Annotated in this window: 31 protein-coding genes; 16 read left to right on the top strand and 15 right to left on the bottom strand. The window is 63.3% G+C overall.

The annotated features are described in order from the left end of the window. Positions 1-3: 3 nt before the first annotated feature. Positions 4-2,190: a heavy metal translocating P-type ATPase gene (locus IT775_RS13690; protein ID WP_212701680.1), complete on the top strand. Its 2,187-nt coding sequence runs from the start codon at positions 4-6 to the stop codon at positions 2,188-2,190. Between the two features lie 5 nt (positions 2,191-2,195). Beyond that, positions 2,196-2,354 (top strand): cbb3-type cytochrome oxidase assembly protein CcoS, encoded by a 159-nt coding sequence (gene ccoS / locus IT775_RS13695; RefSeq protein ID WP_212701681.1) that lies wholly within the window; start codon positions 2,196-2,198, stop codon positions 2,352-2,354. A 100-nt stretch (positions 2,355-2,454) separates the two neighbouring features. Here the strand turns inward: ccoS and IT775_RS13700 are convergent, their stop codons facing one another. Both IT775_RS13700 and IT775_RS13705 read right to left on the bottom strand, forming a co-directional pair. Continuing rightward, complete coding sequence (locus IT775_RS13700) at positions 2,455-3,867, bottom strand: D-alanyl-D-alanine carboxypeptidase family protein (RefSeq protein ID WP_212701736.1); 1,413 nt, start codon at positions 3,865-3,867, stop codon at positions 2,455-2,457. Positions 3,868-4,211: 344 nt separating this feature from the next. Continuing rightward, positions 4,212-4,919, bottom strand: coding sequence for an HAD family hydrolase (locus IT775_RS13705; RefSeq protein WP_212701682.1), 708 nt, complete (start codon positions 4,917-4,919; stop codon positions 4,212-4,214). A 98-nt stretch (positions 4,920-5,017) separates the two neighbouring features. On the opposite strand from IT775_RS13705, the gene clpS reads away from it, so the two are divergent. The 4 genes from clpS to hemF all read left to right on the top strand — a co-directional run bounded on the left by clpS (position 5,018) and on the right by hemF (position 8,178). After that, positions 5,018-5,356, top strand: coding sequence for an ATP-dependent Clp protease adapter ClpS (gene clpS / locus IT775_RS13710; RefSeq protein ID WP_212701683.1), 339 nt, complete (start codon positions 5,018-5,020; stop codon positions 5,354-5,356). Between the two features lie 28 nt (positions 5,357-5,384). Further along, positions 5,385-6,368 (top strand): class I SAM-dependent methyltransferase, encoded by a 984-nt coding sequence (locus tag IT775_RS13715; RefSeq protein ID WP_212701684.1) that lies wholly within the window; start codon positions 5,385-5,387, stop codon positions 6,366-6,368. Positions 6,369-6,408: 40 nt separating this feature from the next. Beyond that, positions 6,409-7,209 (top strand): SDR family NAD(P)-dependent oxidoreductase, encoded by an 801-nt coding sequence (locus tag IT775_RS13720; RefSeq protein ID WP_212701685.1) that lies wholly within the window; start codon positions 6,409-6,411, stop codon positions 7,207-7,209. Positions 7,210-7,284: 75 nt separating this feature from the next. Next, positions 7,285-8,178 carry an oxygen-dependent coproporphyrinogen oxidase gene (gene hemF / locus IT775_RS13725; RefSeq protein ID WP_212701686.1) on the top strand — a complete coding sequence of 298 codons (894 nt, stop codon included), beginning with the start codon at positions 7,285-7,287 and terminating at the stop codon, positions 8,176-8,178. A 33-nt stretch (positions 8,179-8,211) separates the two neighbouring features. Here hemF and IT775_RS13730 read toward each other — a convergent pair whose 3' ends face one another. Together IT775_RS13730 and IT775_RS13735 are read right to left on the bottom strand one after the other, a co-directional pair. Continuing rightward, entirely contained in the window at positions 8,212-9,105 is an 894-nt protein-coding gene (locus IT775_RS13730; RefSeq protein WP_212701687.1) for a LysR family transcriptional regulator, read from the bottom strand. A 91-nt stretch (positions 9,106-9,196) separates the two neighbouring features. Beyond that, a complete protein-coding gene (locus tag IT775_RS13735) occupies positions 9,197-10,159 on the bottom strand; it encodes an acetyl-CoA carboxylase carboxyltransferase subunit alpha (protein ID WP_212701688.1) in 963 nt (320 codons plus the stop codon). Positions 10,160-10,310: 151 nt separating this feature from the next. Between IT775_RS13735 and IT775_RS13740 the strand changes: the two genes are divergently transcribed. After that, positions 10,311-10,946 carry a GyrI-like domain-containing protein gene (locus IT775_RS13740; RefSeq protein ID WP_212701689.1) on the top strand — a complete coding sequence of 212 codons (636 nt, stop codon included), beginning with the start codon at positions 10,311-10,313 and terminating at the stop codon, positions 10,944-10,946. Here IT775_RS13740 and IT775_RS13745 read toward each other — a convergent pair. Both IT775_RS13745 and IT775_RS13750 read right to left on the bottom strand, forming a co-directional pair. After that, a complete protein-coding gene (locus tag IT775_RS13745; RefSeq protein ID WP_212701690.1) occupies positions 10,933-11,559 on the bottom strand; it encodes a hypothetical protein in 627 nt (208 codons plus the stop codon). The two genes, IT775_RS13740 and IT775_RS13745, sit on opposite strands and share 14 nt — an antisense overlap. After that, complete coding sequence (locus tag IT775_RS13750; protein ID WP_212701691.1) at positions 11,556-12,155, bottom strand: LysE family translocator; 600 nt, start codon at positions 12,153-12,155, stop codon at positions 11,556-11,558. Before IT775_RS13750 ends, IT775_RS13745 begins: the two co-directional genes overlap by 4 nt. Before the next feature lie 72 nt (positions 12,156-12,227). On the opposite strand from IT775_RS13750, the gene IT775_RS13755 reads away from it, so the two are divergent. From IT775_RS13755 to IT775_RS13770, 4 genes are all read left to right on the top strand, one after another. Next, positions 12,228-12,680 (top strand): Lrp/AsnC family transcriptional regulator, encoded by a 453-nt coding sequence (locus tag IT775_RS13755; protein WP_212701692.1) that lies wholly within the window; start codon positions 12,228-12,230, stop codon positions 12,678-12,680. 118 nt (positions 12,681-12,798) lie between these two features. Further along, the gene (locus IT775_RS13760; protein WP_212701693.1) at positions 12,799-13,158 is read left to right on the top strand and encodes a GerW family sporulation protein; all 360 of its coding nucleotides are present in this window, start codon (positions 12,799-12,801) and stop codon (positions 13,156-13,158) included. Next, positions 13,155-13,730 (top strand): DUF2953 domain-containing protein, encoded by a 576-nt coding sequence (locus IT775_RS21465; RefSeq protein WP_212701694.1) that lies wholly within the window; start codon positions 13,155-13,157, stop codon positions 13,728-13,730. Before IT775_RS13760 ends, IT775_RS21465 begins: the two co-directional genes overlap by 4 nt. Further along, a complete protein-coding gene (locus tag IT775_RS13770; RefSeq protein ID WP_212701695.1) occupies positions 13,727-14,044 on the top strand; it encodes a hypothetical protein in 318 nt (105 codons plus the stop codon). Before IT775_RS21465 ends, IT775_RS13770 begins: the two co-directional genes overlap by 4 nt. Positions 14,045-14,178: 134 nt before the next feature. Here the strand turns inward: IT775_RS13770 and IT775_RS13775 are convergent, their stop codons facing one another. Further along, entirely contained in the window at positions 14,179-15,138 is a 960-nt protein-coding gene (locus IT775_RS13775; protein ID WP_212701696.1) for an HpcH/HpaI aldolase/citrate lyase family protein, read from the bottom strand. 274 nt (positions 15,139-15,412) lie between these two features. On the opposite strand from IT775_RS13775, the gene dgcN reads away from it, so the two are divergent. The 3 genes from dgcN to IT775_RS13790 all read left to right on the top strand — a co-directional run bounded on the left by dgcN (position 15,413) and on the right by IT775_RS13790 (position 18,338). Further along, on the top strand, positions 15,413-16,414 hold the full coding sequence (dgcN, locus tag IT775_RS13780) for an N-acetyltransferase DgcN (RefSeq protein WP_212701697.1): 1,002 nt from the start codon (positions 15,413-15,415) through the stop codon (positions 16,412-16,414). Positions 16,415-16,495: 81 nt separating this feature from the next. Next, positions 16,496-17,461, top strand: a complete 966-nt coding sequence (dgcA, locus tag IT775_RS13785; RefSeq protein WP_212701698.1) for an N-acetyl-D-Glu racemase DgcA — start codon at positions 16,496-16,498, stop codon at positions 17,459-17,461. 13 nt (positions 17,462-17,474) lie between these two features. Beyond that, a complete protein-coding gene (locus IT775_RS13790) occupies positions 17,475-18,338 on the top strand; it encodes a D-amino-acid transaminase (protein ID WP_212701699.1) in 864 nt (287 codons plus the stop codon). Positions 18,339-18,343: 5 nt separating this feature from the next. Here the strand turns inward: IT775_RS13790 and IT775_RS13795 are convergent, their stop codons facing one another. The 8 genes from IT775_RS13795 to IT775_RS13830 all read right to left on the bottom strand — a co-directional run bounded on the left by IT775_RS13795 (position 18,344) and on the right by IT775_RS13830 (position 24,775). Further along, positions 18,344-18,739: a hypothetical protein gene (locus tag IT775_RS13795; RefSeq protein ID WP_212701700.1), complete on the bottom strand. Its 396-nt coding sequence runs from the start codon at positions 18,737-18,739 to the stop codon at positions 18,344-18,346. Continuing rightward, entirely contained in the window at positions 18,729-19,364 is a 636-nt protein-coding gene (locus IT775_RS13800) for a DUF5671 domain-containing protein (protein WP_212701701.1), read from the bottom strand. The genes IT775_RS13795 and IT775_RS13800 overlap by 11 nt, the downstream gene beginning before the upstream one ends. 77 nt (positions 19,365-19,441) lie before the next feature. Continuing rightward, on the bottom strand, positions 19,442-20,425 hold the full coding sequence (locus IT775_RS13805) for a zinc-dependent alcohol dehydrogenase family protein (protein ID WP_212701702.1): 984 nt from the start codon (positions 20,423-20,425) through the stop codon (positions 19,442-19,444). A 79-nt stretch (positions 20,426-20,504) separates the two neighbouring features. After that, entirely contained in the window at positions 20,505-21,299 is a 795-nt protein-coding gene (locus IT775_RS13810) for a DODA-type extradiol aromatic ring-opening family dioxygenase (RefSeq protein ID WP_212701703.1), read from the bottom strand. Between the two features lie 125 nt (positions 21,300-21,424). Continuing rightward, on the bottom strand, positions 21,425-22,234 hold the full coding sequence (locus IT775_RS13815; protein ID WP_212701704.1) for an enoyl-CoA hydratase/isomerase family protein: 810 nt from the start codon (positions 22,232-22,234) through the stop codon (positions 21,425-21,427). A 292-nt stretch (positions 22,235-22,526) separates the two neighbouring features. After that, entirely contained in the window at positions 22,527-23,468 is a 942-nt protein-coding gene (locus tag IT775_RS13820) for a calcium-binding protein (protein WP_212701705.1), read from the bottom strand. 204 nt (positions 23,469-23,672) lie between these two features. Then, positions 23,673-23,987, bottom strand: coding sequence for a DUF1244 domain-containing protein (locus IT775_RS13825; protein WP_212701706.1), 315 nt, complete (start codon positions 23,985-23,987; stop codon positions 23,673-23,675). 47 nt (positions 23,988-24,034) lie between these two features. After that, a complete protein-coding gene (locus IT775_RS13830) occupies positions 24,035-24,775 on the bottom strand; it encodes an N-formylglutamate amidohydrolase (protein WP_212701707.1) in 741 nt (246 codons plus the stop codon). Between the two features lie 118 nt (positions 24,776-24,893). Between IT775_RS13830 and pyk the strand changes: the two genes are divergently transcribed. Both pyk and IT775_RS13840 read left to right on the top strand, forming a co-directional pair. Beyond that, positions 24,894-26,339, top strand: a complete 1,446-nt coding sequence (gene pyk, locus IT775_RS13835) for a pyruvate kinase (RefSeq protein ID WP_212701708.1) — start codon at positions 24,894-24,896, stop codon at positions 26,337-26,339. A 30-nt stretch (positions 26,340-26,369) separates the two neighbouring features. Then, the gene (locus IT775_RS13840; RefSeq protein WP_212701709.1) at positions 26,370-26,594 is read left to right on the top strand and encodes a hypothetical protein; all 225 of its coding nucleotides are present in this window, start codon (positions 26,370-26,372) and stop codon (positions 26,592-26,594) included. Positions 26,595-26,668: the final 74 nt, after the last annotated feature.

A 26,668-nucleotide genomic window follows, 5' to 3' on the forward strand; every position in this document is an offset into this window, starting at 1 on the left:
CCGATGACCACCGCCATGCGCCCACCCCCTTCGGCCTGCCCGGCCTGCCTCGCCGCTCCGGCGGCGGAAGCCCTGGCGGAACGCGAAGAGTTGAAAGATGCTCAGATTTCCCTGTCGGTGCCGGCGGTGCATTGCGGGGCCTGTATCTCGGCGGTGGAAAGCGCGCTGGCGGATCATCCCGGCGTGCATTCGGCGCGGGTGAACCTGTCGCTGAAACGCGCCAGCGTGGAGGCCGATCACGACGTGATGCCGCAGGATCTGATCGGGGTGCTTTCGGGGATCGGATACGAGGCGCACGAACTGGATGCCGGTGCCTTGTCGGCGACGAAGGCCGACAAGGCCGGGCGCGATTTGCTGATGCGGCTGGCGGTGGCGGGATTCGCCTCGATGAACGTGATGCTGCTGTCGGTGTCGGTCTGGTCCGGCGCCGAAGCGGCGACGCGCGACCTGTTTCACTGGATTTCGGCGGCGATCGCGCTGCCCACCATCGTGTTTTCCGGCCAGCCGTTTTTCCGCAACGCCTGGAGCGCGCTGAGAAACGGGCGGCTGAACATGGACGTGCCGATCGTCCTGGCGATCGCGCTGGCGGTGGTGACGTCGCTCTGGGAAACCTCGCTGTCGGGCGAACACGCCTATTTCGACGCGGCCTTGACGCTGACCTTCTTCCTGCTGGCCGGGCGTTATCTGGATCACCGCACCCGGGCGATTGCACGTTCGGCGGCCGAGGAACTGGCGGCGCTGGAAGTGCCGCGCGCCTTCCTGCTGCGCGAGGGCGAGGAAAAGCAGGTGCCGGTGTCGGAGCTGGTCGTGTGCGACCTGATCATGGTGCGGCCGGGCGGACGGATGCCGGTGGACGGCGAAATCGTCGAGGGCACCTCGGAAATCGACAGGTCGCTGCTGACCGGGGAAACAGTGCCGGTATTTGCCGCGGCGGGGCAGGCGGTGTCGGCGGGCGAGGTCAACCTGACCGGCCCCCTGACGATCCGCGCAACGGCGGTGGGCAAGGACACCTCGCTGCACCGGATGGCCGATCTGGTCGCCATCGCGGAATCGGGCCGGTCGCGCTACACCTCGCTGGCGGACAAGGCCGCGAAGCTGTATGCGCCGGGGGTGCATATCCTGTCGGCGCTCAGCTTCGTCGGCTGGTACCTCTACAGCTGGGATGTGCGTACCGCGCTCAACATCGCCGCCGCCGTTCTGATCATCACCTGCCCCTGTGCCCTTGGGCTGGCCGTGCCGGCGGTGACCACAGCCGCGTCCGGGCGGTTGTTCCGCAAGGGGATGCTGATCAAGCATTCCACCGCGCTGGAACGTCTGGCGCAGGTCGACACGGTCGTCTTCGACAAGACAGGCACGCTGACCGCGGGTACGCCGGAACTGACCAACATGGGGGACCACGCGACCCGCGATCTGGAAATCGCGTTGGCGCTGGCGCAGGGCAGCGCGCATCCGCTGTCGGTGTCACTGACCAACACGGTGAAGGCAGAGGGGGTGAAGCCGGCCGCAATCGAAAGCCTGACCGAGGTGCCAGGTTACGGCACCGAAGGCCGTTGGCAGGGGCGCCGCGTGCGTCTGGGCCGCGGTGCATGGGTCGGCGCGCCGTCGCTGTCGCAAACCACCGCGTGGCTGGCCGTCGAGGGCGAGGAACCGATACCCTTCCGCTTCGCCGACCGTCTGCGCGAGGGGGCGGAAGAGGCGGTCAAGGCTCTGCAGGACAGCGGCAAGGACGTGATCCTGATTTCCGGCGACGCTTCGGGCGCGGTGGAAAAGATGGCAGGCCGGCTGGGCATCCGGCAATGGATGGCCGAGGCGCTGCCCAGCGACAAGGCAGCGCGCATCGCCGCGATGCGCGCTGAAGGCAGGCATGTTCTGATGGTGGGTGACGGGTTGAACGACACCGCGGCACTGACCGAGGCGCATGTATCGATCTCTCCCGCTTCGGCGCTTGACGCGGCGCGGGTGGCGTCGGACATCGTGCTGCTGGGCGGCGATCTGAGCCCGATTGCAGACGCGGTGGCAACCGCACGGTCCGCGACCCGCCGTATTCGCGAAAACTTCCGCATAGCGACGATCTACAACGTGATCGCGGTGCCGATCGCGGTCATCGGGCTTGCCACGCCGCTGGTCGCGGCCTTGGCTATGTCGGCCAGTTCCATTACAGTTTCCCTGAACGCGTTGCGCCTGAGGTAAAGCCGATGTCAGTCCTGTCCTACCTGATCCCGATCTCGCTGATCCTTGGCGGCGTGGGGCTTTTGTTTTTCATCTACACAGTCAAGAGCGATCAGTATGACGACCCGGACGGAAACGCGCAGCGGATTCTGAACGGCGACTGGGACGATCATCCCAAGCCCTGAACGGCCCGGAAGACCATCCAAAAAGAAAACCCCGCGGCCCGTTTCCGTGGGGTTTTTTTCGTGTCGCGCGCAGAGGCTGAACCGATCTGGGAACCCTGCCTCAGCCCGGCCCGATCATGAAGCAGGTCACTTTCCGCGCCTGCAGGCGGCGGCAGGCCAGATCGGCGCTGTCGCGGGTCAGGCCAAGGAAATTGGCGTCATAGCCGTTCTTGCGATTGACCACCTTGCGCAGGCCGCCGTCCAGCGTGCTCATTTCCGTCAGGGCGACTTTCAGCAACTGTCGCTCGGCGGCATAGCGGCTGGGGAAGCGGCCGATATTGATGCCCCAGTGCCGTCCACCCGAGGTGCTGACGCGGGTCACGACTTCGGGTTCGCTGCGGCTGGACTGGCGGGCCAGGGTTTCCTCGACCGCCGGCGTATTGTCGGCTTTGGCAAGGACCACCTCTTCGGGCCGCATCCTTGGAGTGACCGCGGGGGTGTCCGAGGTGATCGCTACTTCGGCCAGCGCGCTGTTTATGTCATCCTTCAAAGCAAGCAGGACCGGCGGCTGGGACGCTTCGCCGGGACGCGGCCGGGGGCGCAGACTTTTCTTCACCGCCGTTACCAGGCGAATGGTTTTGCCAGCCGTTCCCGGCGCGGGACTGTTGCCGACATAGATTGGCCGTTGCGGTTTTCGTACTGCCACCCGGCTCGGGGCGCGGCGGAACCCCAGATCCAGCAATTCGGCGACCTTGGCGTTGCGGGTCGCGGTGGACCGGCCACCGAAAACCGTGGCGATGATCCGTTCGTCGCCACGCCGCGCCGAGGCGACGAGGTTGAACCCTGCGGCGCGGGTATAGCCGGTCTTGATGCCGTCGGCGCCCTTGTAGGCGTTCAGGAAACGGCGGTTGGTGTTGTTGACCTGACGCATGCCGGCATCGGTCGATCGGCGCGAAAACAGGTTGTAATATTCCGGGAAGTCGAAAAACAGGTGCCGGCCCAGCGTCGTCATGTCCCGGGCGGTGGACAGGTGGCCCGATTCCGTCAGCCCGTTGGCGTTCTTGAAGGTGGTCCGGGTCATGCCAAGGGCCTTGGCAGTGCGGTTCATCCGGCGGGCGAAGGCCGCTTCGGAACCCGAAATCGCGATGCCGATGGCGGTGGCGGCGTCATTGGCCGATTTCACCGCCGCGGCACGGATCAGGTAACGCAGCTTGATCCGCTGCCCGGCCACCAGCCCCAGTTTCGAAGGAGGTTCGGCGGCGGCTTTCTTCGTGATGCGGACCTTGGTGTCGAGGCTGATTTCGCCGTGCTCGATCGCCTCAAAGGCGATATAGAGCGTCATCATCTTGGTCAGGGAAGCCGGGTGAAGGCGCTGATCAGCGTTGCGCGAATGCAGGACTTCGCCCGAACGCGCGTCGATCACCATCGCCGCATAGGGTGCGGCGCGCGCGCTGAGCGGCACGATGGCCAATATCCAGATGAGTGCGAATACCAGCAGGCCCAAGCGGGCCGGCTTCCACTGCCGATCCTTCACGATCACTGCCTTTACTGCCTCTGCGCCGCCGGTTTTCCGGTCTGACGTCGTTTGGTTGAATTCAGGCTAACACATGAGTTTTCACGAATAAAGCTATCATTTAGTTGGGTTTTGACCGTTTTTTTGACGAACCGGGGATGCTGCCCGACAAAGAGGCAAATCTTGGGGGATGGCGTTTCGGACCCCCAACACATGCCATCGCGGCGGGAAGATTTTTTCAACCAGGGCGGTATTGGCGCCGCGCGGGGCGCGCGGGCGGATCAGACGGAAACCGGGATCAGTTACTTGTACATATAGGTGGCGGGATCAAGGCGCTGCCCGGCTCTACCGCGCTGCAAACGCCGTCAGCCCTCTTCGATCCGTTTCACCAGCGCGGTCAGGGCGCCCAGATCGTCGATTGCCTGATACCTGTCCGACTGTTCCGGCGCCTCGGCCCGTTCGATTTCCCAGACCAACCCGTGCGGCACGTAAACGCCCCAACCGCCCGCTTCGACCATCGGCACCACGTCGGATTTCATCGAGTTGCCCGCCATCAGCCCGGATGCGGGGCCGTCGCCCAGGCGGGTGAAGATCTCGGCATAGACCTCTGGCGTCTTGTTCGACACGATTTCAATCCCGTCGAACAGGTCCCCCAGACCCGATTGCGCCAGCTTGCGTTCCTGATCGATCAGGTCGCCCTTGGTGATCAGGATCACGCGGTGGCTGTCGGCCAGCGCTTCGACCGCTTCGCGCGCGTGCGGCAGCAGTTCGATCGGGTGCTGCAGCATGTCCTGACCGGCATCGATCAGCGCCCGGATGACCGGGCCGGGCGCGCGGTTTTCGGTCACGTCGAGGGCGGTTTCGATCATCGACAGGACGAAACCTTTGATCCCGAATCCGTAATGGCGAATATTGCGCTTTTCCGCCTCGAGAAGGCGTTCCATCAGGTGGTCGGGGTCAGCGAAATCGTCCAGAAGGTCGGCGAATCGCTCCTGCGTGATGCGGAAAAACCGCTCATTATGCCAAAGCGTATCGTCCGCATCGAAGCCTATTGTCGTAAGTTTTCCGGCCAAGTTTTCCTTCTGCCAGCGGCAGACCTCTTTCCTAATCCAATACACAGGTTATATAGACCGTTCTAAGCCTCAACCGCGAAAACCGAAGAAGCGAGCTCATGATCGACTGGCCCGTCACAATGTCTGACAAGAACGACGACGATTCCGATGCGTCCATCGCGCTGCAGACCCGGCCCAAGACCAAGCGCCCTCCGCTGTACAAGGTGATGCTGCTGAACGACGATTACACGCCGATGGAATTCGTTGTTCACGTTCTGGAACGGTTTTTCGGGATGAACCACGCGCAGGCCTTTGAAATCATGCTGACGGTCCACAAGAAGGGGCTGGCGGTGGTCGGCGTTTTCAGTCACGAAATCGCGGAAACCAAGGTGACCCAGGTGATGGATTTCGCCCGCCGCCATCAGCACCCGCTGCAATGTACGATGGAAAAGGAATGATCCTGTCCCAGCTTCGCGAGGCCCACCGATGAGCCATCCGCGCCTCGCCCTGGCCCTTGAGGCCGGTCTGGACATCGCCGAAGGCAGGATTGGCGTTTTCGCGCCGCGTGCCGATACCGACATCTCCGACTTGCCGAAGGCGCGTTGCCAGATCGTGACGGGTTTCAAACCCGATTACGACCGGTTCACGGCGCAGGGATTCGACTGTGCCACGCAGGCCGAAGGCCGCTATGCCGCCAGCATCGTATTCCTGCCGCGCGCCAAGCAATTGGCACGTGCGATGATCGCCGAGGCGGCAGCGCTGACAGAGGGGCCGGTGGTGATCGACGGGCAGAAAACCGATGGCGTCGACAGCCTGCTGAAGGAAGTGCGCAAACGGGCCGAGGTGCTTTCGGTTCTTTCCAAGGCGCATGGCAAGCTGTTCTGGTTCGCCGCCGGTTCGGGATTCGAGGATTGGGCCGCGTCGGAACCGTCCGTGATCGAGGACGGTTTCATCACCCGGCCCGGTGTGTTTTCCGCCGACGGGATCGACCCGGCCTCGAAATTGCTGGCTAGCGCCCTGCCCGAGAAATTGTCGGGACATCTGGCCGATCTGGGCGCGGGGTGGGGGTATCTGTCGCGCGCCGTGCTGCAACGCGCGGGGGTCAAATCGCTGGCTCTGGTCGAGGCCGATTATGCGGCGCTGGAGTGCGCGCGCGCGAATCTGGACGACGAGCGGGTGCAATTCCATTGGGCCGATGCCACCACATGGCGGTCGGACCGCAAGCTCGACGGGGTGGTGATGAACCCGCCTTTCCATACCGGCCGCACCGCGGAACCCGATTTGGGCCGGGCCTTCATTGCCGCCGCGGCCCGTAATCTGGCCGCACATGGCGAGTTGTGGCTGGTGGCGAACCGTCACCTTGCCTACGAAACGACTCTTGCCGAGCTGTTCGCCGATGTGAAAGAAGTGGACGGGGACAACCGCTTCAAGGTGCTCTACGCCCGGCGGCCGTCCCGTAAGTCACGATAGACCCGGTACCCATAGCCATCAGATTTCAGGAGCTTTACGCATGAGCTTTGCCATTTCGGGAAAGACAGCCATTGTGACCGGTGGCGCCAATGGGATCGGCCTGGCCATCGGCCGGCATTTCCTCGACAAGGGCGCGAATGTGATATTCGCGGATATGGACGAGGGCAATCTCGTCAAGGAACTGGGCCCGAACGAAGAGGGCAAGGCCCATCGCTATTTCGCAGGCGATCTGCGGGAAAAGCTGACCCTCGTGAACCTGTTGTCGGCGACGCTGGATGCGTTCGACAGTGTCGATATCCTGATCAACGCCTCGCGACAGATCATCGCTGCCGATCCCCTGAACGCCGATGACGACGCGGTCGAAACCATGTTGCAGCAGAACCTGCTGACCTCTTTGCGGCTGTCGCAGTTGGTCGCCAAGCGGATGATCAAGCAGGCCAATGGCAACGGCGAAGGCACCGCCGGCACCATCGTCAATCTGTCCTGCATCGCAGCGCGGCGCACCTCGCCCGACCTGTTGGCCTATTCGGTGTCGACCGCCGCATTGGATCAGATGACCCGGTCATTGGCCGTCGCGCTGGCACCGCACCGGATTCGCGTCAACGGGCTGGCCTTCGGGTCGGTGATGTCGAACAGCCTGAAGGACACGTTGCGCGATCACACCGATTACCGCAGCGAGATCGAACAACACACGCCGCTGGGCCGGATCGCGGCGCCGACCGAACTGACCCATGCGGCGCAGTACCTGGCGTCGGAAGCGTCGGGCTTCATGACCGGGCAGATCATGACCATAGATGGCGGTCGCACCCTGATCGATCCGGTTTCGGCCTCGGCGCATTGATCCCTGCGCCATCGTGACAGTGGTCGCCGCCCGCGCGGGCTGCTAAACCTGCGCCAAAGACAGGGTGAGGATGTCATGACCGAAGTGTTCACAGAAGAAAAACAGCGCGCCAGCGCCTGGTTCCGGCAGCTGCGTGACGATATCGTCGCCGCCTTCGAGGCGCTGGAAGACAGCCAGACCGAAGGCCCCTTCGCCGACCGGCCGGCGGGCCGGTTCGAAGTAACCGAAACCAAGCGGGAATCGGCGGACGGGTCGGATGCCGGCGGCGGCTTGATGAGCGTCATGCGCGGCGGCCGGGTGTTCGAAAAGGTAGGCGTTAACGTGTCGACTGTTTACGGTGAACTGGGCGAACGCGCACAGGCGGCGATGGCCGCGCGCAAGGGCATTCCGGGGATGAAGGACGATCCGCGGTTCTGGGCCTCGGGCATTTCGCTGGTCGCGCACATGCAGAACCCGCACACGCCCGCCGTTCACATGAACACGCGGATGTTCTGGACCCCCCATGCCTGGTGGTTCGGCGGCGGATCCGACCTGAACCCCTGCATCGAATATCCTGAGGACACGGCGCATTTCCATGCCGTGCAGAAGGAACATTGCGACAGGCACGACCCGGAATATTACCCGCGCTTCAAGGCCTGGGCGGACGAATATTTCTATATCCCCCACCGCAAGCGGGCACGTGGTGTCGGCGGCATCTTCCTCGACGACCACAACACCGGTGACTGGGAGGCGGATTTCGCCTTCATTCAGGATGTCGGCCGGGCCTTCCTGCCCGCCTTCGTGCCGATCACCGAAAAGCGCCGCAACACGCCCTGGACCGAGGCCGACAAGGATACTCAGCTGATCCATCGCGGGCTCTATGCCGAATACAATCTGGTTTACGATCGGGGCACGAAATTCGGGCTGGAAACCGGCCACGACGCGAATGCGGTTCTGATGAGCCTGCCGCCGATGGCCAAGTGGGTGTGATCCGGGAGGCGGTGTAGGCTCAAGCTGCCCCTGTCAGTCCTGAAACCGTCCCGACAACGACGCGGCCTGCGCCAGCAGCGCCGCCAGGACCGGCGTGTGGGGTTCGCGGTGGGGCGCGATAAGCCCGACGCGGTGGTGTGCCTCGGGCGCGGCGATGGGCACCGCCGCCAGTTCCCCCCCCTCGAGAAAGATTTCTGCCGCCTTCAGCGGCAGGATAGTCGCCCAGCCGCCCTGGCGCACATGGGCCACCAGAACGATCAGCGACGAGGATTCGATCATCGGGGTCACCTCGGCTCCGGCTTCGGACAGGTGCTGGGATATGATCCGGCGGTTCTGCATGTCGGGGGTCAGCAGGCAAAGCGGCAGTTCGCTCAGTTCGCCCCAATCGATCCGGTCGCGATCCGCCAGCGGGTGATCGCGCCGCAGGATCAGCGCGTAACGTTCGGAGTAGATCGGCACCGTGGACACCCGGCCCAGCGGTTCATTATCCAGATAGGTCAGCCCGGCGTCGATCTGCAGGTTTTCCAGCATCGACAGGATTTCGACCGAGGTGCGCGACAGGATGGTGAAGCGAACCTTGGGATGGCGTTGGACGAATTCCGCCGTCAGTTCGGCTATCAGGTTGAGTGCGGTGGGAATCGCGGCCAGCCGCAGGTTGCCCGACAGGCCCTGCCTGGCGGCGCGCATTTCTTCTTTCATGGTTCGGGTGTCGCCGACGATCTGGCGCGCCCAGTCCAGCACCCGCTGACCTTCAGGTGTCAGACCCTGAAATCGTGATCCGCGATAAACCAGCATAACGCCAAGCTGGTCCTCGAGCTGCTTGATGGCGGCCGACAGGCTGGGCTGGGTTACGCCGCAGCTTTCGGCGGCGCGGCCGAAATGCTGTTCGCGCGCCAGCGAGATGAACATTTCCAGTTTCTCGATCATGAAACGACTATTGCCGTAAAAGCGGTTCGGCGGAAGGGGGGCAAAATTCGCATCGGACCTTGCTGCCGTATCCGTTTCGGGAAAGCTCGCCTCAGGCCGCCAGACCCTTCGATCCCATGTCGAGGAATTTTTTGCGCCGATCCGCGACCAGCTTCTTTGCCGACCGGCCGGACAGTTCGCCCAGCATCTTCTGGATCGCGTCGCCCACCGACTGCATCGTCGCCTCGCGGTCGCGATGCGCGCCGCCAAGAGGTTCGTCGATGACATGGTCCGCGACGCCCAGTTTGTTCAGGTCCTGCGCGGTAAGGCGCAGCGCTTCGGCCGCTTCGCGCATCTTGCCCGCGTCCTTCCACAGGATCGAGGCGCAGCCTTCGGGGCTAATCACCGAATAGACCGAATGTTCCAGCATCGCCAGCCGGTCGGCGGTGGCAAAGGCAACGGCGCCGCCGGACCCGCCTTCGCCGATGATCACCGAAATCACCGGCACGCCGATCTGCAGGCATTTTTCGGTCGAGCGCGCGATCGCCTCGGACTGGCCGCGTTCCTCGGCCCCCTTGCCGGGATAGGCACCCGAGGTGTCGACCAGGGTGATCACCGGCAGGCCGAATTTTTCCGCCATTTCCATCAGCCGCACCGCCTTGCGATACCCTTCGGGCCGGGCCATGCCGAAATTACGTTCGATCCGGCTTTTGGTGTCATGGCCCTTTTCCTGGCCCAGCACGATCACCGGCTTGTCGTTGAACCGCGCCAGCCCGCCCATCACCGCGTGATCGTCGGCGAAGTTCCGGTCGCCCGCCAGCGGCGTGTAATCGGTGAACAGTGCCTCGATGTAGTCCTTGCAATGGGGACGGTCGGCATGGCGCGCGACCTGGCATTTGCGCCAGGGCGTCAGGTTCTTGTAGAGATCCTTGAGCAGGTCAGCCGCTTTCTTGTCCAGAGCGGCGGCTTCCGCTTCGATATCCATCTCCTCGTTCTGCCGCGCCATGGCGCGCAGTTCTTCGGCCTTGCCTTCGATTTCGGCAAGCGGGCGTTCAAAATCGAGGTAGTTGGTCATCGCGTGTCACTCTCCAGCCTTGATTAGCAGGTTATATGGCTGTGACTGGGGCCAGATGCAACTGGCAATGCTTGTTGATCGGGCGCAAGGCGGCGGTCGGCCCGGTGGGGTTCAATGGGACGGATACGCATGGCGCTGGCGGAGGATCAGGATGGATAAGTTGGATTTCAAAAAAACCGACAAGGCGTTTTATAGCGGCAAGACCGGGCGATGGGACCGGGTCGTGATACCGGCGATGCTGTTCCTGGCGGTCGAAGGGCAGGGCGATCCGGGCGGGGCGGAATACACCGCCGCGGTCGCCGCGCTTTATCCGGTGGCCTATGCGATCAAGTTCGCGTGCAAGGCGGCGGGGCAGGATTTCGTGGTGCCGCCGCTGGAAGCATTGTGGTGGGCCGATGACATGGACGCTTTCGTCAGGGGCGACCGGGCGAATTGGCGCTGGAAGGCGATGCTGCGGATGCCGGAGGGTGTGAGCGAGGAGATGCTGAATGCGGCGCGGGCCAAGGTGCTGGCGAAACTGGCCAAGGATAAGGATGCCGCCACCGATGCGGATCATGTCGAGGCGGTCGGGTTGTGGCGCTACGAGGAGGGCGATTGCCTGCAGGCATTGCATGTCGGGTCTTATGCCGACGAGGCGCCGGTGCTGGCCGACCTGCATCACGAGGCGATGCCGGGAATGGGGCTGACCTTTGGTGGGCATCATCACGAAATCTACCTGTCCGATCCGTGCCGGGTGGCGCCGGAGAAGCTGAAGACGATCTTGCGCCAGCCGGTCAAGCCTGCCTGACGCGCTCCAGTGCCGCGCCGAGTGCCGTTTCTGGCGAACTGAGAACCGGCAGGCCCAGATCGGTCAGCCGGTCCGCCGCCGCCGCCATCGGTGCCTGCGCCAGCACCACCGCGCCGAGGTCGTCGCACATTGTGGCCGCGCCGCGAACAGAAGCCGCGATGGCATCGGCGAATTCGTCGGCTTCACCGGCTTCGAAAAGCGGCCAATGATGGCCAAGAAACAGCGGCTCTATCCCGCTGTCATTTCCTGCCCTGTCCATTTCGCGCTGCAGCAGCGACAGGCTCGGCGTTTCGGTCGATTTCAGGCAGTAGGCCATCAGCACCTTGCCACCGGTTTGCGCCGCGATCTGCATCATCGGCTGATCGATGCGCAACGCACCGGCGGCTTCGGCCAGTGGCCCCAGCGTGGTGCAGCTGCACAGCACCGGGCCGCCCGCCGCCATGGTCGCTGCGGTGATTTCCCGCGCCAGGTCGTCGTCAATGCCGCCTTGTGCCCGGATCAGCCAGTCTTCGCGCACGACATGGTCCAACTGCGTCCCCGGCGCGATACGGTCGCGCAGGCGGTCGAAGGTGGCGCGGTGGGCCGCGGCGGTATGGAGCAGGGTCAGGGTCACGACGCGGCAGGGTAAAGCACCGGGACCAGCGAGGCCACCAGCAACAGCGCCATCACGACGTTGAAGCTGCGCAGCCTGAGCGGCGAGGACAACACCCTTTGCATCTGCTGGCCCAGTACCGTCCATGTGCTGACCGAGGGCAGGTTGATCAGCCCGAAGATCGCCGCCACGATACCGATTGCCCAGACCGACCGGTCCGGCGCGTAAAGCGTGATCGCGGTCAGCGCCATTTGCCAGGCCTTGGGATTGACCCATTGGAACGCCGCCGCTTGCACGAAATTCATCGGGCGGGCGTTGCTGCCTGCTTCGGGCATGCCGGCATTGGCGATTTTCCAGGCCAGCCAAAGCAGATAGCCGACACCTGCGAATTTGAGGATCGCATGGCTGAGCGGGAAGGCGTCGAACAGGCCGATCAGGCCGATGCCGACCAGCACGATCATCAAGGTGAACCCGATGGCGATACCCAGCATATGCGGGATCGAACGGCGAAAGCCGAAATTGGCGCCCGAGGCCAGCAACATCATGTTGTTGGGCCCCGGCGTGATCGAGGAGGCGAAGGCGAAGGCGGCAAGGCCGGTGAGTAATTCGTAAGTCATGAAGAAGAATTATTTCGATTTGCCCGCAGTGTAATTGCGTTTTCGTGTGCTGTTGGTCTAATTTTGCAACTGATGACGAAGAATGACGATATAAACCAAAAGATATTGTGCGAGCTGTCCCGGAACGGGCGGATCAGCAACCTGGACCTGGCCGAACGGGTCGGGCTGTCGCCCTCGGCCTGTCTGCGCCGAGTGCAGGAACTGGAACGCAGCGGTGTGATCAAGGGCTATCGCGCGGTGATCGACCCGGCAGCGCGGGGCGGCGGGTTCACCGCCTATATCGCGGTCGGGCTGAACCTGCACACCAAGGACAGCCAGGAAGCGTTCGAGCGGTCGGTGGCCCGGTCGCCGGAGGTGCGCGAGTGCCACAATATTACCGGCAGCATCGAATACCTGCTGCGGGTGGAGGCGCGCGACCTTGCCGATTTCAAGCGCTTCCACACCGACGTTCTGGGCACCCTGCCGCAGGTGAATTCGATCACGACCTATGTGGTGATGGGGTCGCCCAAGGACGAACGCGCCTGAACGGATTCCCGGCGAATCGCCCCGATCCCGCGCCCGTCCGTGATCCAGATCATGGCCGCGCGCCCTTTCAGGCGCGAAACCTCGGGCGGCGGGATTGTCCCGCGACGGGAGATTTCAGATGCAAGATGTTGAAAAGCTATTGAAGGGAACGGTCGAGGAACTCGACAAGCTGTTGAATGCGCGCAACGTGCTGGGCGATCCGATCGAGCGCGACGGCGCGACGGTGATCCCGATCGTCAGCTATGGCTTCGGCTTTGGGGCCGGCAGCGGGTCCGACGCGAAATCTGGCGGCGGTGCCGGGACCGGAGCGGGCGGCGGCATCAAGCCCGTGGGCGCCATCGTGTTCGACGCCAACGGCGCGCGCGTCGAGGCCGTGAAGGGGGCAATGTCCAATGTGGCCGAAGTCCTCGGCGAAGCCGCGGCCAAGGTCGCGGGGGCGAAGCTGTCCGGGCAGGGCAAGGCTGACGACGAGGCGTGACCGTGATCCTGTGGCTGGCGCTGCAGATTCTGGTCTGGGGCGTGCTGGCGCTGCTGACGGCGATCGTGCTGCTGGCCGCGTTGCCGCTGCGTATCGCGCTGACCGGCGAGGCCGGCGCGGTGGCGCGTCTGCGCGTCACCATCGGCCTGATGGGCGGAATGGCGCCCGGGCTGGTGGTCTATGACAGCGCAAGGCCCAGAAAGCCGCGCAAGAAGAAGGCCAGGAAGAAACCGAAGCGCCGCAAGGGGCGGACGGGAAAGGGGTCGGTGCGCCTGGCGGGGGAATTCCCGGTGCTGCTGCGGGGGTTGCTGCGGCAGATCAGGTTTGAGGAGTTCCGCCTGCAGGGCCGGTTCGGACTTGGCGATCCCGCCGATACCGGCACGGTCTTCGGGATGCTGTCGCCGATCCTCTATGGCCTGCCCGCGCGGCGGGGGGTGACGATCGCATTGGCGCCCGATTTCGATACTGCCTGTCTTGACGGGCAATTGCGGGCGGCCTTGCGGATCACGCCGATCACGCTGTTGCCGCCTATCCTGCGCTTTGTCTGGCGCGTTTTCGGGCCGATGCGATGACGGATTACGATATCGAGATCATTCAACTGCCCCAAGGGCGCGTGGCGGCCATCAGTACGCGGCAGGTGCGCTGTGGCGCGCTGGGGCGAGGGATGTTCATTTGCGGCGAAAAAACGCCCGTGGCGTTCCTGCTGCAGGGCGCTGACGGGCTGAGTTGCTGGAATGCGAAGGGCGCGCGGTTAAGCGAGGAAACGGTGGAACGCCTGTATCCGGAGGCGTTGTCGGACTTCCGGGCCGGGCTGAAAGGGACGGGGGGGCGACCGGTCCTGATTCCATTCGGGTCTGATTTGATTGTGTGGCTGCGCCACGCTTGATGCGCTTCGCCCCGAGGCGAAGCAGAGGGAGCGCTGCCCCCGTCGCGCCCTGCGCGACTCCCCCGGGATATTTTTGAAAAGAAGAAGCGGGAAGCGGCGGCCCGGGAAGGGGGGCGCCGCTTCTGATGCGTGGGTCAGCTGTTGGCGATCAGGTCGGCCTGGGCGACGATGACCTCGGCCTGCTTGATGCTGGCGATGTCGACCAGCCGGCCCTTGTAGACGGTGGCGCCTTCGCCCTTGGCCTTGGCGTCTTCCATCGCGGCGAGGATTTCGCGCGCCTCGGTGACGGCTTCCTCGGACGGGGTGAAGACCTGGTTGGCCAGCGCGATCTGTTTCGGGTGGATCGCCCATTTGCCGACCATGCCCAGGGTGGCGGAGCGTTTCGCCTGCGCGATGAAGCCTTCGTCGTCGGAGAAGTCGCCGAACGGGCCATCGACAGGCAGGATGCCGTGGGTGCGGCAGGCGGCGACGATGGCCGCCTGGGCCCAGTGCCACGGGTCGGACCAGTGTTTCGCGCCGTCGTGCAGCATGTAGTAGTTTTCCTGGGTGCCGCCGATGCCGGTGGTCTGCATCCCCATCGAGGCGGCGAAATCGGCGGCGCCAAGGCTCATCGCCTGCAGCCGCGGCGAGGACGCGGCGATCGCTTCGACATGGGCGATGCCGGCGGCCGATTCGATGATCACCTCGAAGCTGATCGGCTTGGTCCGGCCCTTGGCGCGCTCGATCGCGGTGACCAGCGCGTCGACCGCGTAGACGTCCTCGGCGCAGCCCACTTTCGGGATCATGATCTGGTCGAGCCGGTCGCCGCACTGTTCCAGAAGGTCGACCACGTCGCGGTACCAATAGGGCGTGTCGAGCCCGTTGATCCGCACCGAGAGATGCTTGTTGCCCCAGTCGACGGTGTTGATCGCCTCGATCGCGTTGGCTCGGGCCATATCCTTGTCCGAAGGGGCGACCGAATCTTCCAGGTCGATATTGATCACGTCCGCCGCCGAGGCCGCCATCTTGGCGAACAGCTTGGTGTTGGAGGCCGGGCCGAACAGCTGGCAGCGGTTCGGGCGGGCAGGCGCGGCGGGCTGAATGCGGAAACTCATGGCGTCATCCTTTGAGTAACTAAATTTCGAATTCGTCGCCCTGAGGGTTATGAAATTGCGCGCGCTTTCGCAAGGTCATTTTGCAGTTGCGGCAAATCCGCTGCCGGGATGGTGGATAATGTCGGTGTTGTCTGTCATCACGGGATAATCTTCGAATTATTTTCAATTCATGCAAAAATCTTCTGTAACGCCGTGCTGCACCGCAAATTTCGCAAAGCAATCCCGTCGCGAACCCCGACAATGGAGTTTAACAAGTGAATGAGAGGCCGAAACGATGATCCAGACTCCCTATCTTCTGTTCCTGGGCGATGCCCCCGACCAACTGGCCGCGAAAGTGGCGCAGGGCATCAAGGACTGGCGCCCGGAATTCGCCATCGGCCAGTTCCGCATGGAGGGCTGCAAGGCCGATATGGGCCTGACCGACATGACGCTGGAAGAGGCCAAGGCGGCCGGCGCCAAGACGCTGGTGATCGGTGTCGCGAACCGGGGCGGCGTGATCAGTCCGGCCTGGAAAAAGGTGCTGGTGACGGCGCTGGAGGAAGGCTTCGACCTCGCCAGCGGGCTGCACAACCTGCTGCGCGACGAAGCCGACCTTGTCGCGGTGGCCGAAGCGACCGGGCGGGAATTGCACGATGTGCGGGTGCCGGAAGTGGACTACCCGATCGCCAACGGCGTCAAGCGGACCGGCATGCGGGTGCTGGCCGTCGGCACCGATTGTTCGGTGGGCAAGATGTACACCGCGCTGTGCCTGGAAAAGGAAATGCGCGCGCGCGGCATGAAGGCCGATTTCCGCGCCACCGGACAGACCGGGATCCTGATCACCGGCGACGGCGTGCCGCTGGATGCGGTGGTGGCTGATTTCATGGCCGGGTCGATCGAATACATCACCCCCGACAACGACGCCGACCACTGGGACATCATCGAAGGGCAGGGCAGCCTATTCCACGTGTCCTATTCCGGCGTCACCATGGCGCTGATCCACGGCGGCCAGCCCGACGCCCTGATCGTTTGCCACGAACCGACCCGCGAACACATGCGCGGGCTGCCGGGCTACAAGCTGCCGACGCTCGAGGCGGTGCGCGACATGGCGACCTCGCTGGCGCAGGTCGCCAACCCGGATGCCAAGGTGGTCGGCTACGCGATCAACACCCAGCACATGAGCGAGGAAGACGCCAAGGCCTATGTTGCGAAGGTCGAGGCCGATCTGGGCCTGCCGGCAACCGACCCGTTCCGGTTTGGCGCGGCCAAGCTGGTGGACGCGCTGGCGGCGATCTGATTGAAACAGGGGCCGGGGTGCCGTGTTGGCGCTCCGGCCGTTTTGCGAGCATTTGAAGAACGATGAAAAGGGGATGGGCGCGTGACGATCACCGTTGAAAGAGATGTGTTTCCACTGGCTCAGGTGTTCCGGATCAGCCGGGGCGCACGGACCGAGGCGCAGGTTCTGACGGTGAAGGTGACCCGCGACGGCGTGATCGGTTGGGGCGAATGCGTGCCTTACGCGCGCTATGACGAAACGCTCGGCAGCGTGACCGAGGAAATCCTCGGCCTGCCGTCGGATGTCAGCCGCGCCGCCCTGCAGAAGCTGCTGCCGGCCGGGGCCGCGCGCAACGCGGTCGATTGCGCCCTGTGGGACTGGGAAGCCAAACGCGCGGGCAAGCGGGTCTGGGAACTGGCCGGATTGCCTGCGCCGGGGCCGGAGATCACCGCCTACACCCTGTCGCTGGACGAACCCGATGCGATGCGGGCGCAGGCCGAGAAGAACGCCTTCCGGCCGCTGCTGAAGATCAAGCTGGGCACGCCCGACGACATGCCGCGGCTTGAAGCGGTACGGGCCGGGGCGCCCAAGTCCAAGATTATCATCGATGCCAACGAGGGCTGGAGCGCCGAGGTTTACAAGGACCTGGCGCCGCACCTAGTGCGGCTGGGCGTGGCCCTGGTCGAACAGCCGCTTCCGGCGGCGCAGGACGACGCGCTGCTCGGGATGGTGCGTCCGGTGCCGGTCTGTGCCGATGAAAGCTGTCATGACCGCGCGTCGCTGCCCGGGCTGAAGGGCAAATACGACGTGGTCAACATCAAGCTGGACAAGACCGGCGGTCTGACCGAGGCCTTGATGCTGCGCGACGAGGCGCTGGCGGAGGGCTACAAGGTCATGGTCGGCTGCATGGTCGGCAGTTCGCTGGCGATGGCGCCCGCGGTGCTGGTGGCACAAGGCGCGATGGTGACGGACCTTGACGGGCCGCTTCTTCTGGCCGAAGACCGCGACAACGCATTGCAATACGATGCCGACGGCGTGCACCCGCCCGTCGCGGCCTTGTGGGGATAGAAGGAGACCGCCCATGACCCGTACCGTTTACGTTAACGGTGAGTACCTGCCCGAAACCGAAGCTACGGTTTCGATCTTCGACCGGTCCTTCCTGATGGCCGACGGCGTTTACGAAGTGACCAGCGTGCTGGAGGGCAAGCTGATCGACTTCGACGGCCACCTGGCGCGGCTGGAACGGTCGCTGAACGAACTGGAAATGGAAAAGCCCGAAGCCTTCGACGACCTGCTGGATATCCACCGCAAGCTGGTGGAACTGAACGGGATCGACGAGGGCATGATCTACCTGCAGGTGTCGCGCGGATCGGCCGGCGACCGCGATTTCGTCTTCCCCGACCCGGAAGTGGTGAAGCCGACGCTGGTCCTGTTCACCCAGTCAAAGCCCGGCCTGGCCGATAATCCGGTAGCGAAAAAGGGCATCAAGGTCATCTCGATCGAGGATATCCGCTGGGGCCGCCGCGACATCAAGACGGTGCAGCTGCTGTACCCCTCGATGGGCAAGATGGCGGCCAAGAAGGAAGGCTGCGACGATGCCTGGCTGGTCGAGGACGGCCATGTGACCGAAGGCACGTCGAACAACGCCTATATCGTCAAGGACGGCAAGATCATCACCCGCAACCTGTCCAGCGACATCCTGCACGGGATCACCCGCGCGGCGGTGCTGCGATTCGCCCGTGAAGCACAGATGGAAGTCGAGGAACGCCCCTTCACCATAGCGGAAGCACAGGATGCGGATGAGGCCTTTGTCACTTCGGCCTCGACCTTCGTGATGCCGGTGGTGGAAATCGACGGCGCCAAGGTCGGCGCGGGCGAACCCGGCCCGGTTGCCACGCGTCTGCGCGAAATCTATCTCGACGAAAGCATCAAGTCGGGGATCTGATCGCCTCAGGGCGTATAGGTGTACTGCAAGCAGCCCGTGGCGCGGTCGATATCCGCGCCACGGGTTTCGATTATCCAGTCGGGGTCTTCGAACCCGGCGCAAAGCCGGTAGGCCGTGTCCGAGACGCGTTCGTAGCGATAGGGCGTGTCGGTATAGGGATCGGTTAGCCGCAGGTCGCGCTGGCATGTATCCACCGGGGCCAGAGAGGCGGGCAGGGTTTTGCCCTGGGTGTCGGCAACGCAGCGGACGTAGCTGCTGAGGACGAGCAGATCAGACATCCGCGTATCGTCGCGTTTTTCTATCCGCCCCTTGCCGGGGCCGCCCACCGTCAGCAGGCCAAATACCACCAGCCCCGCAACAAGCGCGGCCAGCGCGGTCTGTGCCAGCCTGTCAGCTTGCATTCTCGGCCTCCCTCGTTTCGCCGCTGAAATACAGGAAGATCAGCCCGGCGGTCAGCGCCACAAGAACCGCCTTGGCAAAGAACCGCGCGGTGAGGTCGCCGCTGAGCAGCGCATAGATCACCGCGATCAGGTCGCCCAGCAGGGTCAGAGCGGCCAGGAAAAGGGCGATGTAGCCGAACCATTTGCGTACCGCCGAGCGGCGCTTGCCGGGATCGGCATGGGCGGCGCGTTGAGCGCGGGTGTTCATCACCAGGAACAGCGGGAAAAATACCACCAGCACGGAAATCGACCAGCGTACCGTGCCGACATTGTAGCGCGAGTAGCTGTCCGCGATGTCGGGCAGCCAGAGTTCGATCAGTTCGAAGCCGAGCGTGGTGATGTTCCACGCGGTCATCGCAAGGGCCAGGAACATCAGCCCGTAAAGGAACGCTTCGCGAGCCGACACATAGGGGCGCGGGCGCGGCACCGGCGGAATGAAACCGGTATCGGCCCATGCGTTCAACGCCTCGGTCACTTCGTTTTGCGCCCAGCCGGCCTGTTGCAGGGCAGCGGCGATTTCCGCGCGCGATCGCCCTTCCTTCAGGGCTTCGGCGACGAACTGGGCGAGTTGATCTGCCGGACGCATTGGCAACCTCCCTATTGTTGCATTGGCGAGCATGGCATCTCGGGAGCCATGACGCACGTGATTTCGTCAAGGACTGGTCACGGCACCAGCACCGCCGCCCCCTGCAGCCGCCCGGCGCGCAGGTCGTCCAGCGCCTCGTTAGCCCGTTCCAGCGGGTAGGGGATGGTTTCGGTCTTGACCCCGGCCTGCTGTGCCAGCGGGAAGAACGCTTCGCCATCGGCGCGGGTCAGGTTGGCGACCGATCGGATTTCGCGTTCGCCCCACAGATCGGCATAGGGGAAGCCCGGAATGTCGCTCATGTGGATGCCGCCGCAGACCACTCTGCCGCCCTTGCGCACTGCCTTCAGCGCCAGCGGGACCAGTGCGCCGACGGGGGCAAACAGGATCGTAGCGTCCAGTTCTATCGGTGACGGCTGGGATGATCCGCCGGCCCATCTTGCGCCCAGCCTGCGGGCGAAATCCTGTGCCTGCGCGTCGCCGTCGCTGGTGAAGGCAAAGACCTCGATCCCCTGCCAGACCGCGATCTGGCACAGGATATGCGCCGCAGCGCCAAATCCGTAGAGACCGAGCCGATCGACCTCGCCCGCTTGTGCGAAACTGCGATAGCCGATCAGCCCGGCGCACAGCAGCGGCGCCAGCGCGACCGGATCGGCGTCATCGGGCAGGGCAAAGACGAAATCGGTATGGGCCAGGCAGTATTCGGCATAGCCACCATTGATCGTGTAGCCGGTGAACAGCGGGTCGTCGCAGAGGTTTTCCCGGCCGTGGTCGCAGTAGTAGCAATGGCCGCAGGCATGGCCCAGCCAGGGCACGCCGACCCTCTGTCCAAGGGCAAGGCCGGAAACACCCGGACCAAGCGCATCGACGCGGCCGACGATTTCGTGCCCGGGGACGAGCGGCAGTTTGGGATGGTCCAGTTCGCCGTCGACGATGTGCAGGTCGGTCCGGCAGACGCCGCAGGCTTCGACCCTGATCCGCACTTGCCCGTCGGCGGAGTGCGGCAAGTCCATTTCGCTCAGCCGCAGCCGCTGTCCCGGTTTTTCGAATACCATTGCGCGCATGTCATGGCCTTTATCCTGTGAATGGGGCCAGCCTGCCAGCAGCGCGGGGCGCGCGCGTTGATCCCGGTCAAACCGGGGATCAGCCGAAGCGGAAGCTCGATGCGGTCACGCCGCCGCGAATGCCGGTCTGGTGATAGGTCCGGGTGGCGGGATCGTTTTCGGCGGCGCCGAGGGCGGCGAAAAGCGGCACCAGGTGATCTTCCTTTTCGTGGCAGGTGCGGGCCTGCGGTGCCTTTTCCCATTCCAGCAAAGCGGCGGTGCGGTCCGCCGGGGGCAGGGCCAGCGTTTCGGTCAGCCAGCCGTCGAACACGGTCGAAGGTTCCCTGGCTGCCGGGCCGAACATGCGCAGGTTATGGAAGCTCAGCCCCGATCCGACGATCAGCACGCCGCGATCACGCAGTGGCGCCAGCGCGCGACCCAGTGCGAAATGCTCCTCGGGGTCGTAATTGTGCCGCATCGAAACCTGGAACAGTGGCACATCGGCCCGAGGATACATCACGGCCATCGGAACGAAGGTGCCGTGGTCGTAACCGTATTCATCATCCAGCCGCGTCGGCAGGCCGGCGGCATGGATCATATGCGCCACGCCCTCGGCCAGTTCCGGCGCGCCGGGGGCGGGGTACTGGATTTCATAGGTTTCGGGCGGGAAGTTGTAATAATCATAGACCATCGGCGGCCGGGCCGAATGCATGACGGCGAATTCATCGCTTTCCCAATGGCCCGAGATCATCAGCACGGCCTTCGGCGTCTGACCGATTTCGCCGGGCATGGCGCGGAACGAGGCCGCCAATGGTTCCAAATCCGCCGCCATCTGCGGAATCCACGGCCACGGACCGCCCCCGTGGGAAATGAAATAGGTGGGAAGAGTGGTCATTTTGGGCCTTTGCCGAGGAAATCATATCAACTGAGACGAATGTATTCGCCAGCTGGGCAGGTGGACAGCCCCATGGGTGAACAGGACTTGTGCGGCAATATGCACCCGGACTGGTGCATTTTTGATCAGTTCCCGGTGAATTTCGCTTCTCTCCCTTCGAGAAAGGATGCCACGCCCTCGGCGTGGTCTTCGGAAGATTGCATCAGGGCAAACTGATCCATGTCCATCGCACTGACGGCGCCGTTGAGCGGTTTCGTGGCGGTTTCGATGCCCTGCTTGATCATCCGTACTGCGACGGGCGGCATTGCCGCGATCTGTTCGGCAACCGACAGGGCCGTTTCCACGACCTTTCCGTCCTCGGCGACGTAATCCGCCCAGCCCCAGTCCGCCGCCTCGCCCGCGCCGATCTGTTCCGCCACGATGGCAAGCCGTTTGGCACGGGCGGGGCCGATCAGACCCGCGATGCGGGGCAGCGATCCCCAGCCCATGTTCAGACCACGTTCGATCTCGGGGATGTAGAATTGCGAAGACCGGCCGCAGACCCGCAGATCCAGCGATGCCGCCAAAGCCACGCCGCCACCGACGCACCAGCCTTCGATGGCGCAGATGGTCATCGGTTCCAGGTCTTCCCAGGCGCTGCACATGCGCGGGCCAAGCTGCAGCAACTGACGGCGTTCGTTCAGCGGCAGGTCCCGCGCGCCCTGAAATTCGGGGTCCTTCAGATCCATGCCGAGGCAGAACCGGTCGGCCCGGCCGGTCAGGATGATGGCGCTGGTGTCCGCGTCGCCTTCGAAACTGCGCGCCGCGGCGGTGAGTTGACGCATCAGTTCCTGCGACAGAGCGTTCGCCTTGGCGCCGGTGTCAAAGCGGACGATGGCGATGCGTCGCCCGTGCTGTGTTTCTGCGCGTTCGATACTGACCATCTGTTCCGTCATCTGTCGCTCCCTGATTTATGCGGCCTAGTTACATGAAAAGGCCCGGCTGGGACGCCGGTGGCAACAGGAAATGTGGTCGGGGCGGTGCAGATGCAGTACCCGTCAGGGCAGTCCGGCCGATTTAAATGAGACTGTATCGAATTGCGGTCAGCTTGCGACCATCATGACATCGTCGCCATCATCCAGGTCGATGGCATTATTTCCACTTCCGAGCAAGACAGTGTCGTCGCCAAGGATCGAGTGTCATTGGCGAATTCATCGGTGTGGAGCGTGTTATCTCCTTCTGTACCGATTACGGTGTGGCCTGCGTTTCCGATTCATACATGACGTTGTCCGACGACAAATCGGATACCGAAACGTTTTCCAGCGTGGCCAGAACCGTGTCGCCGGCCATCACCTGCGCGTGATCTCCGTTGGCGCTGAAGCTGAGTGTAACCGAGGTATCGTAGTCGCCGGCAACGAGAAGGATTTCGCTGACGGGGTCGAAATCGGTGATGGTGACCGCGGCATTTCCTACCGACTGATACACGATGAAGCGGTCAGTATCGAGACCGCCGCTCATCACGTCACCATCGTCACCAATCAGGGTGTCATCGTTGTGCCCGCCCAGCAATGTGTCGGGTGTACCTTCAGTTTCATACAGGTCCAGCCCGACGATCGTGTCCGATCCCTGCTGACCGTTGATCAGATTGGAGCCAAGAAAATCGCTGATCTCGTCATCGTGAGCCCCACCCGAGATCGTGTCGTTTCCTGCATCTGAATCCTCTATTTCGGCCTGCATCTGCGCAAGATAGGTCGCCGAATTTTCAGGATCTTCGAGAAGAACCATTTCATAGTCTTCGATGTCGGCGCCGTTGCTGTCCAAACCTGCGCCAAGATTGATCACATCGTTACCTTCGCCACCGCGTATCCAATCGCTTCCGTCACCGTCGCCGCCACCGAGAAAGTCATCTCCGGCACCGCCGTGAATGGTGTCTTCTCCCAAGCCGCCATCGATACTGTCCTGCCCGGCACCGCCCAAAATGAAATCATTTCCATCGCCGGTCAGAGCGTAATCATCACCGTCTCCCAAATCGACAATGTCAAACGTGGAAGTCCCCGTCAGATCGTCATGCAGGCCTTCGTTGTCTTCAAAGGTCGCGATATTGTCATCCTCAGGCACCACCATTGTGGTTTCTCGTACATCGGTGCGTTCGTCCTCGGCGTTGTCGAGGTCCGAACCATCATCCAACATTCCAAACGCCAAAGTCGATCCGACTATCAAAGGTAATAGGATTGGAATATAAAGTATAAAATACACCCTTAAGTTTAACTTCTGAAAGCATCCCGACTGATATGAGTCAAGAGAAATTGCTTTCTTGGTAAGCGGAGTTAAACAACCCAAGGGTGTATCGGCGCATTGTTGCTGTGAAGGTGCCAATGGTGCGGCGCAGCGATCCTAGCCCTTGTCGCCCACGTTCTCGGCGAAGGCTTTCTTGAACTCTTCCTGTTTCTCGGGGCTGGCCGCGGTCTGGTTCTGCGCTTTCCAGTCGTCGTAAGGCATGCCGTAGAAAATTTCGCGCGCCTCGTTCTTGGTCATCTCGATGCCGCGTTCGTTGGCGGCTTCCTGGTACCAGCGGCTGAGGCAGTTGCGGCAGAATCCGGCGAGGTTCATCAGGTCGATGTTCTGCACGTCGGTGCGCTTTTCCATCAGATGTTCGCGCAGGGTGCGGAAAGCTGCGGCTTCGAGTTCGATGCGGGTCTGGTCGTCCATTCTGTATCCTCCTACCGGCGCTTCGGGAAGCGCCGTGATTGCGGGCGCTAGAGCCCCGTCTGCTCCAGCGCCTGTTGCAGAATCGGGGCAAGGCGTTGCGCCCATTCCACCTGATGCGGTTCATCTTCGATCAGATCGTTGCGGATTTCCACCAACACGTTCAGGCGCTGATGCGCGATGGCATGGCGGGCGATCGCATCGCCGGGCAGGTGGCCGCCATAGGGCTGGTTTTCCCCGATGCAAAGATCGTGTTCCTGTTCCAGCCGGCGGATCAGCGGTTTGGCCAGCCGGTCGTCGGCGGCATAGAGTATGCCGATATGCCACGGTCGCGGATCGCGGCCCTGCAATTGCCGGGTGAAGCTGTGGATCGACAGGATCACCGTGTCGCCGCGCCGCGCCGCCAGTTCCGCCAGCGCGGTGTGATAGGGCCGGTAACAGGCATTCAGCCGCTGTTCCAGCTCCTCGGGCCCCGCGTTGCGGTTGGCCGGGATGATGGTGCCGTCATAGAGCTTCATCAGCAGGGTCGGATCGTCTTCGCCGCGGTTGGGGTCGATCACCAGGCGGGAAAAATTCGACAGGATCGCGGGGGCATCCAGCGCCTCGGCCAGTGCGGTGGCGACCCCAGCGGCGCCGACGTCATAGGCGATGTGGCGTTCCATATCGCCCCTGGCCAGCCCCAGCTGACCGTCATTGACGAAAGGCGGCACGGTATTGGCGGCATGGTCGCAGGTGACAAGCCAGCGTGACGGGCGGTCTGCACCGATGATCCGGTAGGGTTCGTACGTCATGAAACTTTCACTTCTTTTGAGGTCCCTGTAAGGCAGAATGCGACAAATTGGAATTGTCTCTGGTTTCGAAATTGCTGTAGGTTAGCGTTAACATAAAGATAAGCAGAGGCTGAATGGAATGAGACGTTTTCGGAATGTGAAGATCGTGGCGACGCTTGGGCCGGCCTCAAACGATTACGACATGATCCGCAAGCTGCACGAAGCGGGCGCTGACGTGTTTCGTCTGAACATGAGCCATGGCAGCCATGACGAAATCCGTGAACGCCACGCGATGATCCGGCAAGTGGAACGCGATCTGGACAACCCGATCGGCATCCTGGCCGACCTGCAGGGGCCGAAACTGCGCGTCGGTGTGTTTGGCAATGAGGAAGAGACGCTGGAAAACGGCGCGCGCTTCCGGCTCGACCTGGACGAGGCGCCGGGCGATGCCACCCGGGTCTGCCTGCCACATCCGGAAATTTTCCAGGCGCTGGAAGCCGGGGCCACGCTTCTAATCAATGACGGCAAGATCCGGCTTCAGGTGCTGGACTGCGGCACGGATTTCGCCGATTGTGAAGTGATCAACGGCGGCGTCATTTCCAACCGCAAGGGTGTGAACGTGCCCGACGTGGTGCTGCCGCTCGCGGCGCTGTCCGAAAAGGACCGGCGCGACCTGGAATTCGTCTGCCAGCTCGGCATCGACTGGCTGGCGCTGAGCTTCGTCCAGCGGGTCGAGGATGTGGAAGAAGCGCGCAAGCTGGCCGGTGGCCGCGCCGCGATCCTGTCGAAGATCGAAAAACCCGCCGCGGTGAAGGCATTCGACGACATCCTCGCGGTCAGCGACGGGGTGATGGTGGCGCGCGGCGATCTGGGGGTCGAATTGCCGGTGCAGAACGTGCCGCCGATCCAGAAGCGGCTGATCCGAAAATGCCGCAGGGCGGCCAAGCCGGTGATCGTCGCCACCCAGATGCTGGAATCTATGATCGAATCGCCGATGCCGACCCGGGCCGAGGTGTCCGATGTGGCTAACGCGATCTACGAAGGCGCCGATGCGATCATGCTCAGCGCGGAATCGGCTGCCGGACAGTTCCCGGTCGAAGCCGTGACCACGATGGACAACGTAGCCCAGGAAGTCGAAGCTGACGAAACCTATCGCGAGCTGATCGATGCCTCGCGTTCGGCCGACCGGGCCACGGTGGCCGATGGTATCGTCGCCGCCGCCCGCGAAATCGCCGAAACCACCGACATCAAGGCGATCTGCTGCTTTACCCAGTCGGGAACCACCGCGCTTCTGACCGCGCGGGAACGGCCGCGGGTTCCGATCGTGGCGATGACATCGCTGCGCGGCACCGCCCGGAGGCTGGCGTTGAGCTGGGGGGTGGATTGCGTGATGACCGGCGAGCTGGAGCGCTTCAAGCAGGCGGTGGTCAATGCCGCCCGTGCCGCCCGAACCGGCGGCTATGCCACTGAAGAGGATCAGATACTCGTCACCGCGGGGCTGCCCTTCAACGTGCCCGGCTCCACCAATATCCTGCGCGTTGCCCCCTGCGCCGAACGTTTGATTTTTGCCACCGATCCAGAGTAGGCTTGACGCATTCAGGCGCGGAGAGCATCGATGAATGCGGATCTGGTTTTGGTACTTGGGATTGTCGTGATTGTGTTTTCGATTTCATCGGCCGTCTCTGCTTGGAGCAATCACAGGCCTTTCAACGTTTCGGCTTTGACCCTTGCCGTCGGGGGCGCCCTTGTCGTCTATGCCTGCGTGCTGAACGACTGGCAGTATCGGCCGGGTGACGTGCCGGCGGCCTTTGTCAATGTCATCGCGCTGCTGATGCGCTGATTTTCACTTGCAACCCCATCCTTGCCCGCGTATAGGGGCGGCCTGTCTGCGCGGCCGGCCGGAGTGGCATGCCG

The sequence above is a fragment of the Thalassovita aquimarina genome, assembly GCF_018219815.1.
Classification (GTDB): Bacteria; Pseudomonadota; Alphaproteobacteria; order Rhodobacterales; family Rhodobacteraceae; genus Thalassobius; species Thalassobius aquimarinus.

Excerpts from the sequence above, each read along its gene's own strand:
- IT775_RS13690 (WP_212701680.1), top strand. The coding sequence starts at position 4 with ATGACCACCGCCATGCGCCCACCCCCTTCGGCCTGCCCGGCCTGCCTC.
- ccoS (WP_212701681.1), top strand. The coding sequence starts at position 2,196 with ATGTCAGTCCTGTCCTACCTGATCCCGATCTCGCTGATCCTTGGCGGC.
- clpS (WP_212701683.1), top strand. The coding sequence starts at position 5,018 with ATGATCGACTGGCCCGTCACAATGTCTGACAAGAACGACGACGATTCC.
- IT775_RS13715 (WP_212701684.1), top strand. The coding sequence starts at position 5,385 with ATGAGCCATCCGCGCCTCGCCCTGGCCCTTGAGGCCGGTCTGGACATC.
- IT775_RS13720 (WP_212701685.1), top strand. The coding sequence starts at position 6,409 with ATGAGCTTTGCCATTTCGGGAAAGACAGCCATTGTGACCGGTGGCGCC.
- hemF (WP_212701686.1), top strand. The coding sequence starts at position 7,285 with ATGACCGAAGTGTTCACAGAAGAAAAACAGCGCGCCAGCGCCTGGTTC.
- IT775_RS13730 (WP_212701687.1), bottom strand. The coding sequence starts at position 9,105 with ATGATCGAGAAACTGGAAATGTTCATCTCGCTGGCGCGCGAACAGCAT.
- IT775_RS13735 (WP_212701688.1), bottom strand. The coding sequence starts at position 10,159 with ATGACCAACTACCTCGATTTTGAACGCCCGCTTGCCGAAATCGAAGGC.
- IT775_RS13740 (WP_212701689.1), top strand. The coding sequence starts at position 10,311 with ATGGATAAGTTGGATTTCAAAAAAACCGACAAGGCGTTTTATAGCGGC.
- IT775_RS13750 (WP_212701691.1), bottom strand. The coding sequence starts at position 12,155 with ATGACTTACGAATTACTCACCGGCCTTGCCGCCTTCGCCTTCGCCTCC.
- IT775_RS13755 (WP_212701692.1), top strand. The coding sequence starts at position 12,228 with ATGACGAAGAATGACGATATAAACCAAAAGATATTGTGCGAGCTGTCC.
- IT775_RS13760 (WP_212701693.1), top strand. The coding sequence starts at position 12,799 with ATGCAAGATGTTGAAAAGCTATTGAAGGGAACGGTCGAGGAACTCGAC.
- IT775_RS13770 (WP_212701695.1), top strand. The coding sequence starts at position 13,727 with ATGACGGATTACGATATCGAGATCATTCAACTGCCCCAAGGGCGCGTG.
- IT775_RS13775 (WP_212701696.1), bottom strand. The coding sequence starts at position 15,138 with ATGAGTTTCCGCATTCAGCCCGCCGCGCCTGCCCGCCCGAACCGCTGC.
- dgcN (WP_212701697.1), top strand. The coding sequence starts at position 15,413 with ATGATCCAGACTCCCTATCTTCTGTTCCTGGGCGATGCCCCCGACCAA.
- IT775_RS13790 (WP_212701699.1), top strand. The coding sequence starts at position 17,475 with ATGACCCGTACCGTTTACGTTAACGGTGAGTACCTGCCCGAAACCGAA.
- IT775_RS13795 (WP_212701700.1), bottom strand. The coding sequence starts at position 18,739 with ATGCAAGCTGACAGGCTGGCACAGACCGCGCTGGCCGCGCTTGTTGCG.
- IT775_RS13800 (WP_212701701.1), bottom strand. The coding sequence starts at position 19,364 with ATGCGTCCGGCAGATCAACTCGCCCAGTTCGTCGCCGAAGCCCTGAAG.
- IT775_RS13805 (WP_212701702.1), bottom strand. The coding sequence starts at position 20,425 with ATGCGCGCAATGGTATTCGAAAAACCGGGACAGCGGCTGCGGCTGAGC.
- IT775_RS13810 (WP_212701703.1), bottom strand. The coding sequence starts at position 21,299 with ATGACCACTCTTCCCACCTATTTCATTTCCCACGGGGGCGGTCCGTGG.
- IT775_RS13815 (WP_212701704.1), bottom strand. The coding sequence starts at position 22,234 with ATGACGGAACAGATGGTCAGTATCGAACGCGCAGAAACACAGCACGGG.
- IT775_RS13820 (WP_212701705.1), bottom strand. The coding sequence starts at position 23,468 with ATGTTGGATGATGGTTCGGACCTCGACAACGCCGAGGACGAACGCACC.
- IT775_RS13825 (WP_212701706.1), bottom strand. The coding sequence starts at position 23,987 with ATGGACGACCAGACCCGCATCGAACTCGAAGCCGCAGCTTTCCGCACC.
- IT775_RS13830 (WP_212701707.1), bottom strand. The coding sequence starts at position 24,775 with ATGACGTACGAACCCTACCGGATCATCGGTGCAGACCGCCCGTCACGC.
- pyk (WP_212701708.1), top strand. The coding sequence starts at position 24,894 with ATGAGACGTTTTCGGAATGTGAAGATCGTGGCGACGCTTGGGCCGGCC.
- IT775_RS13840 (WP_212701709.1), top strand. The coding sequence starts at position 26,370 with ATGAATGCGGATCTGGTTTTGGTACTTGGGATTGTCGTGATTGTGTTT.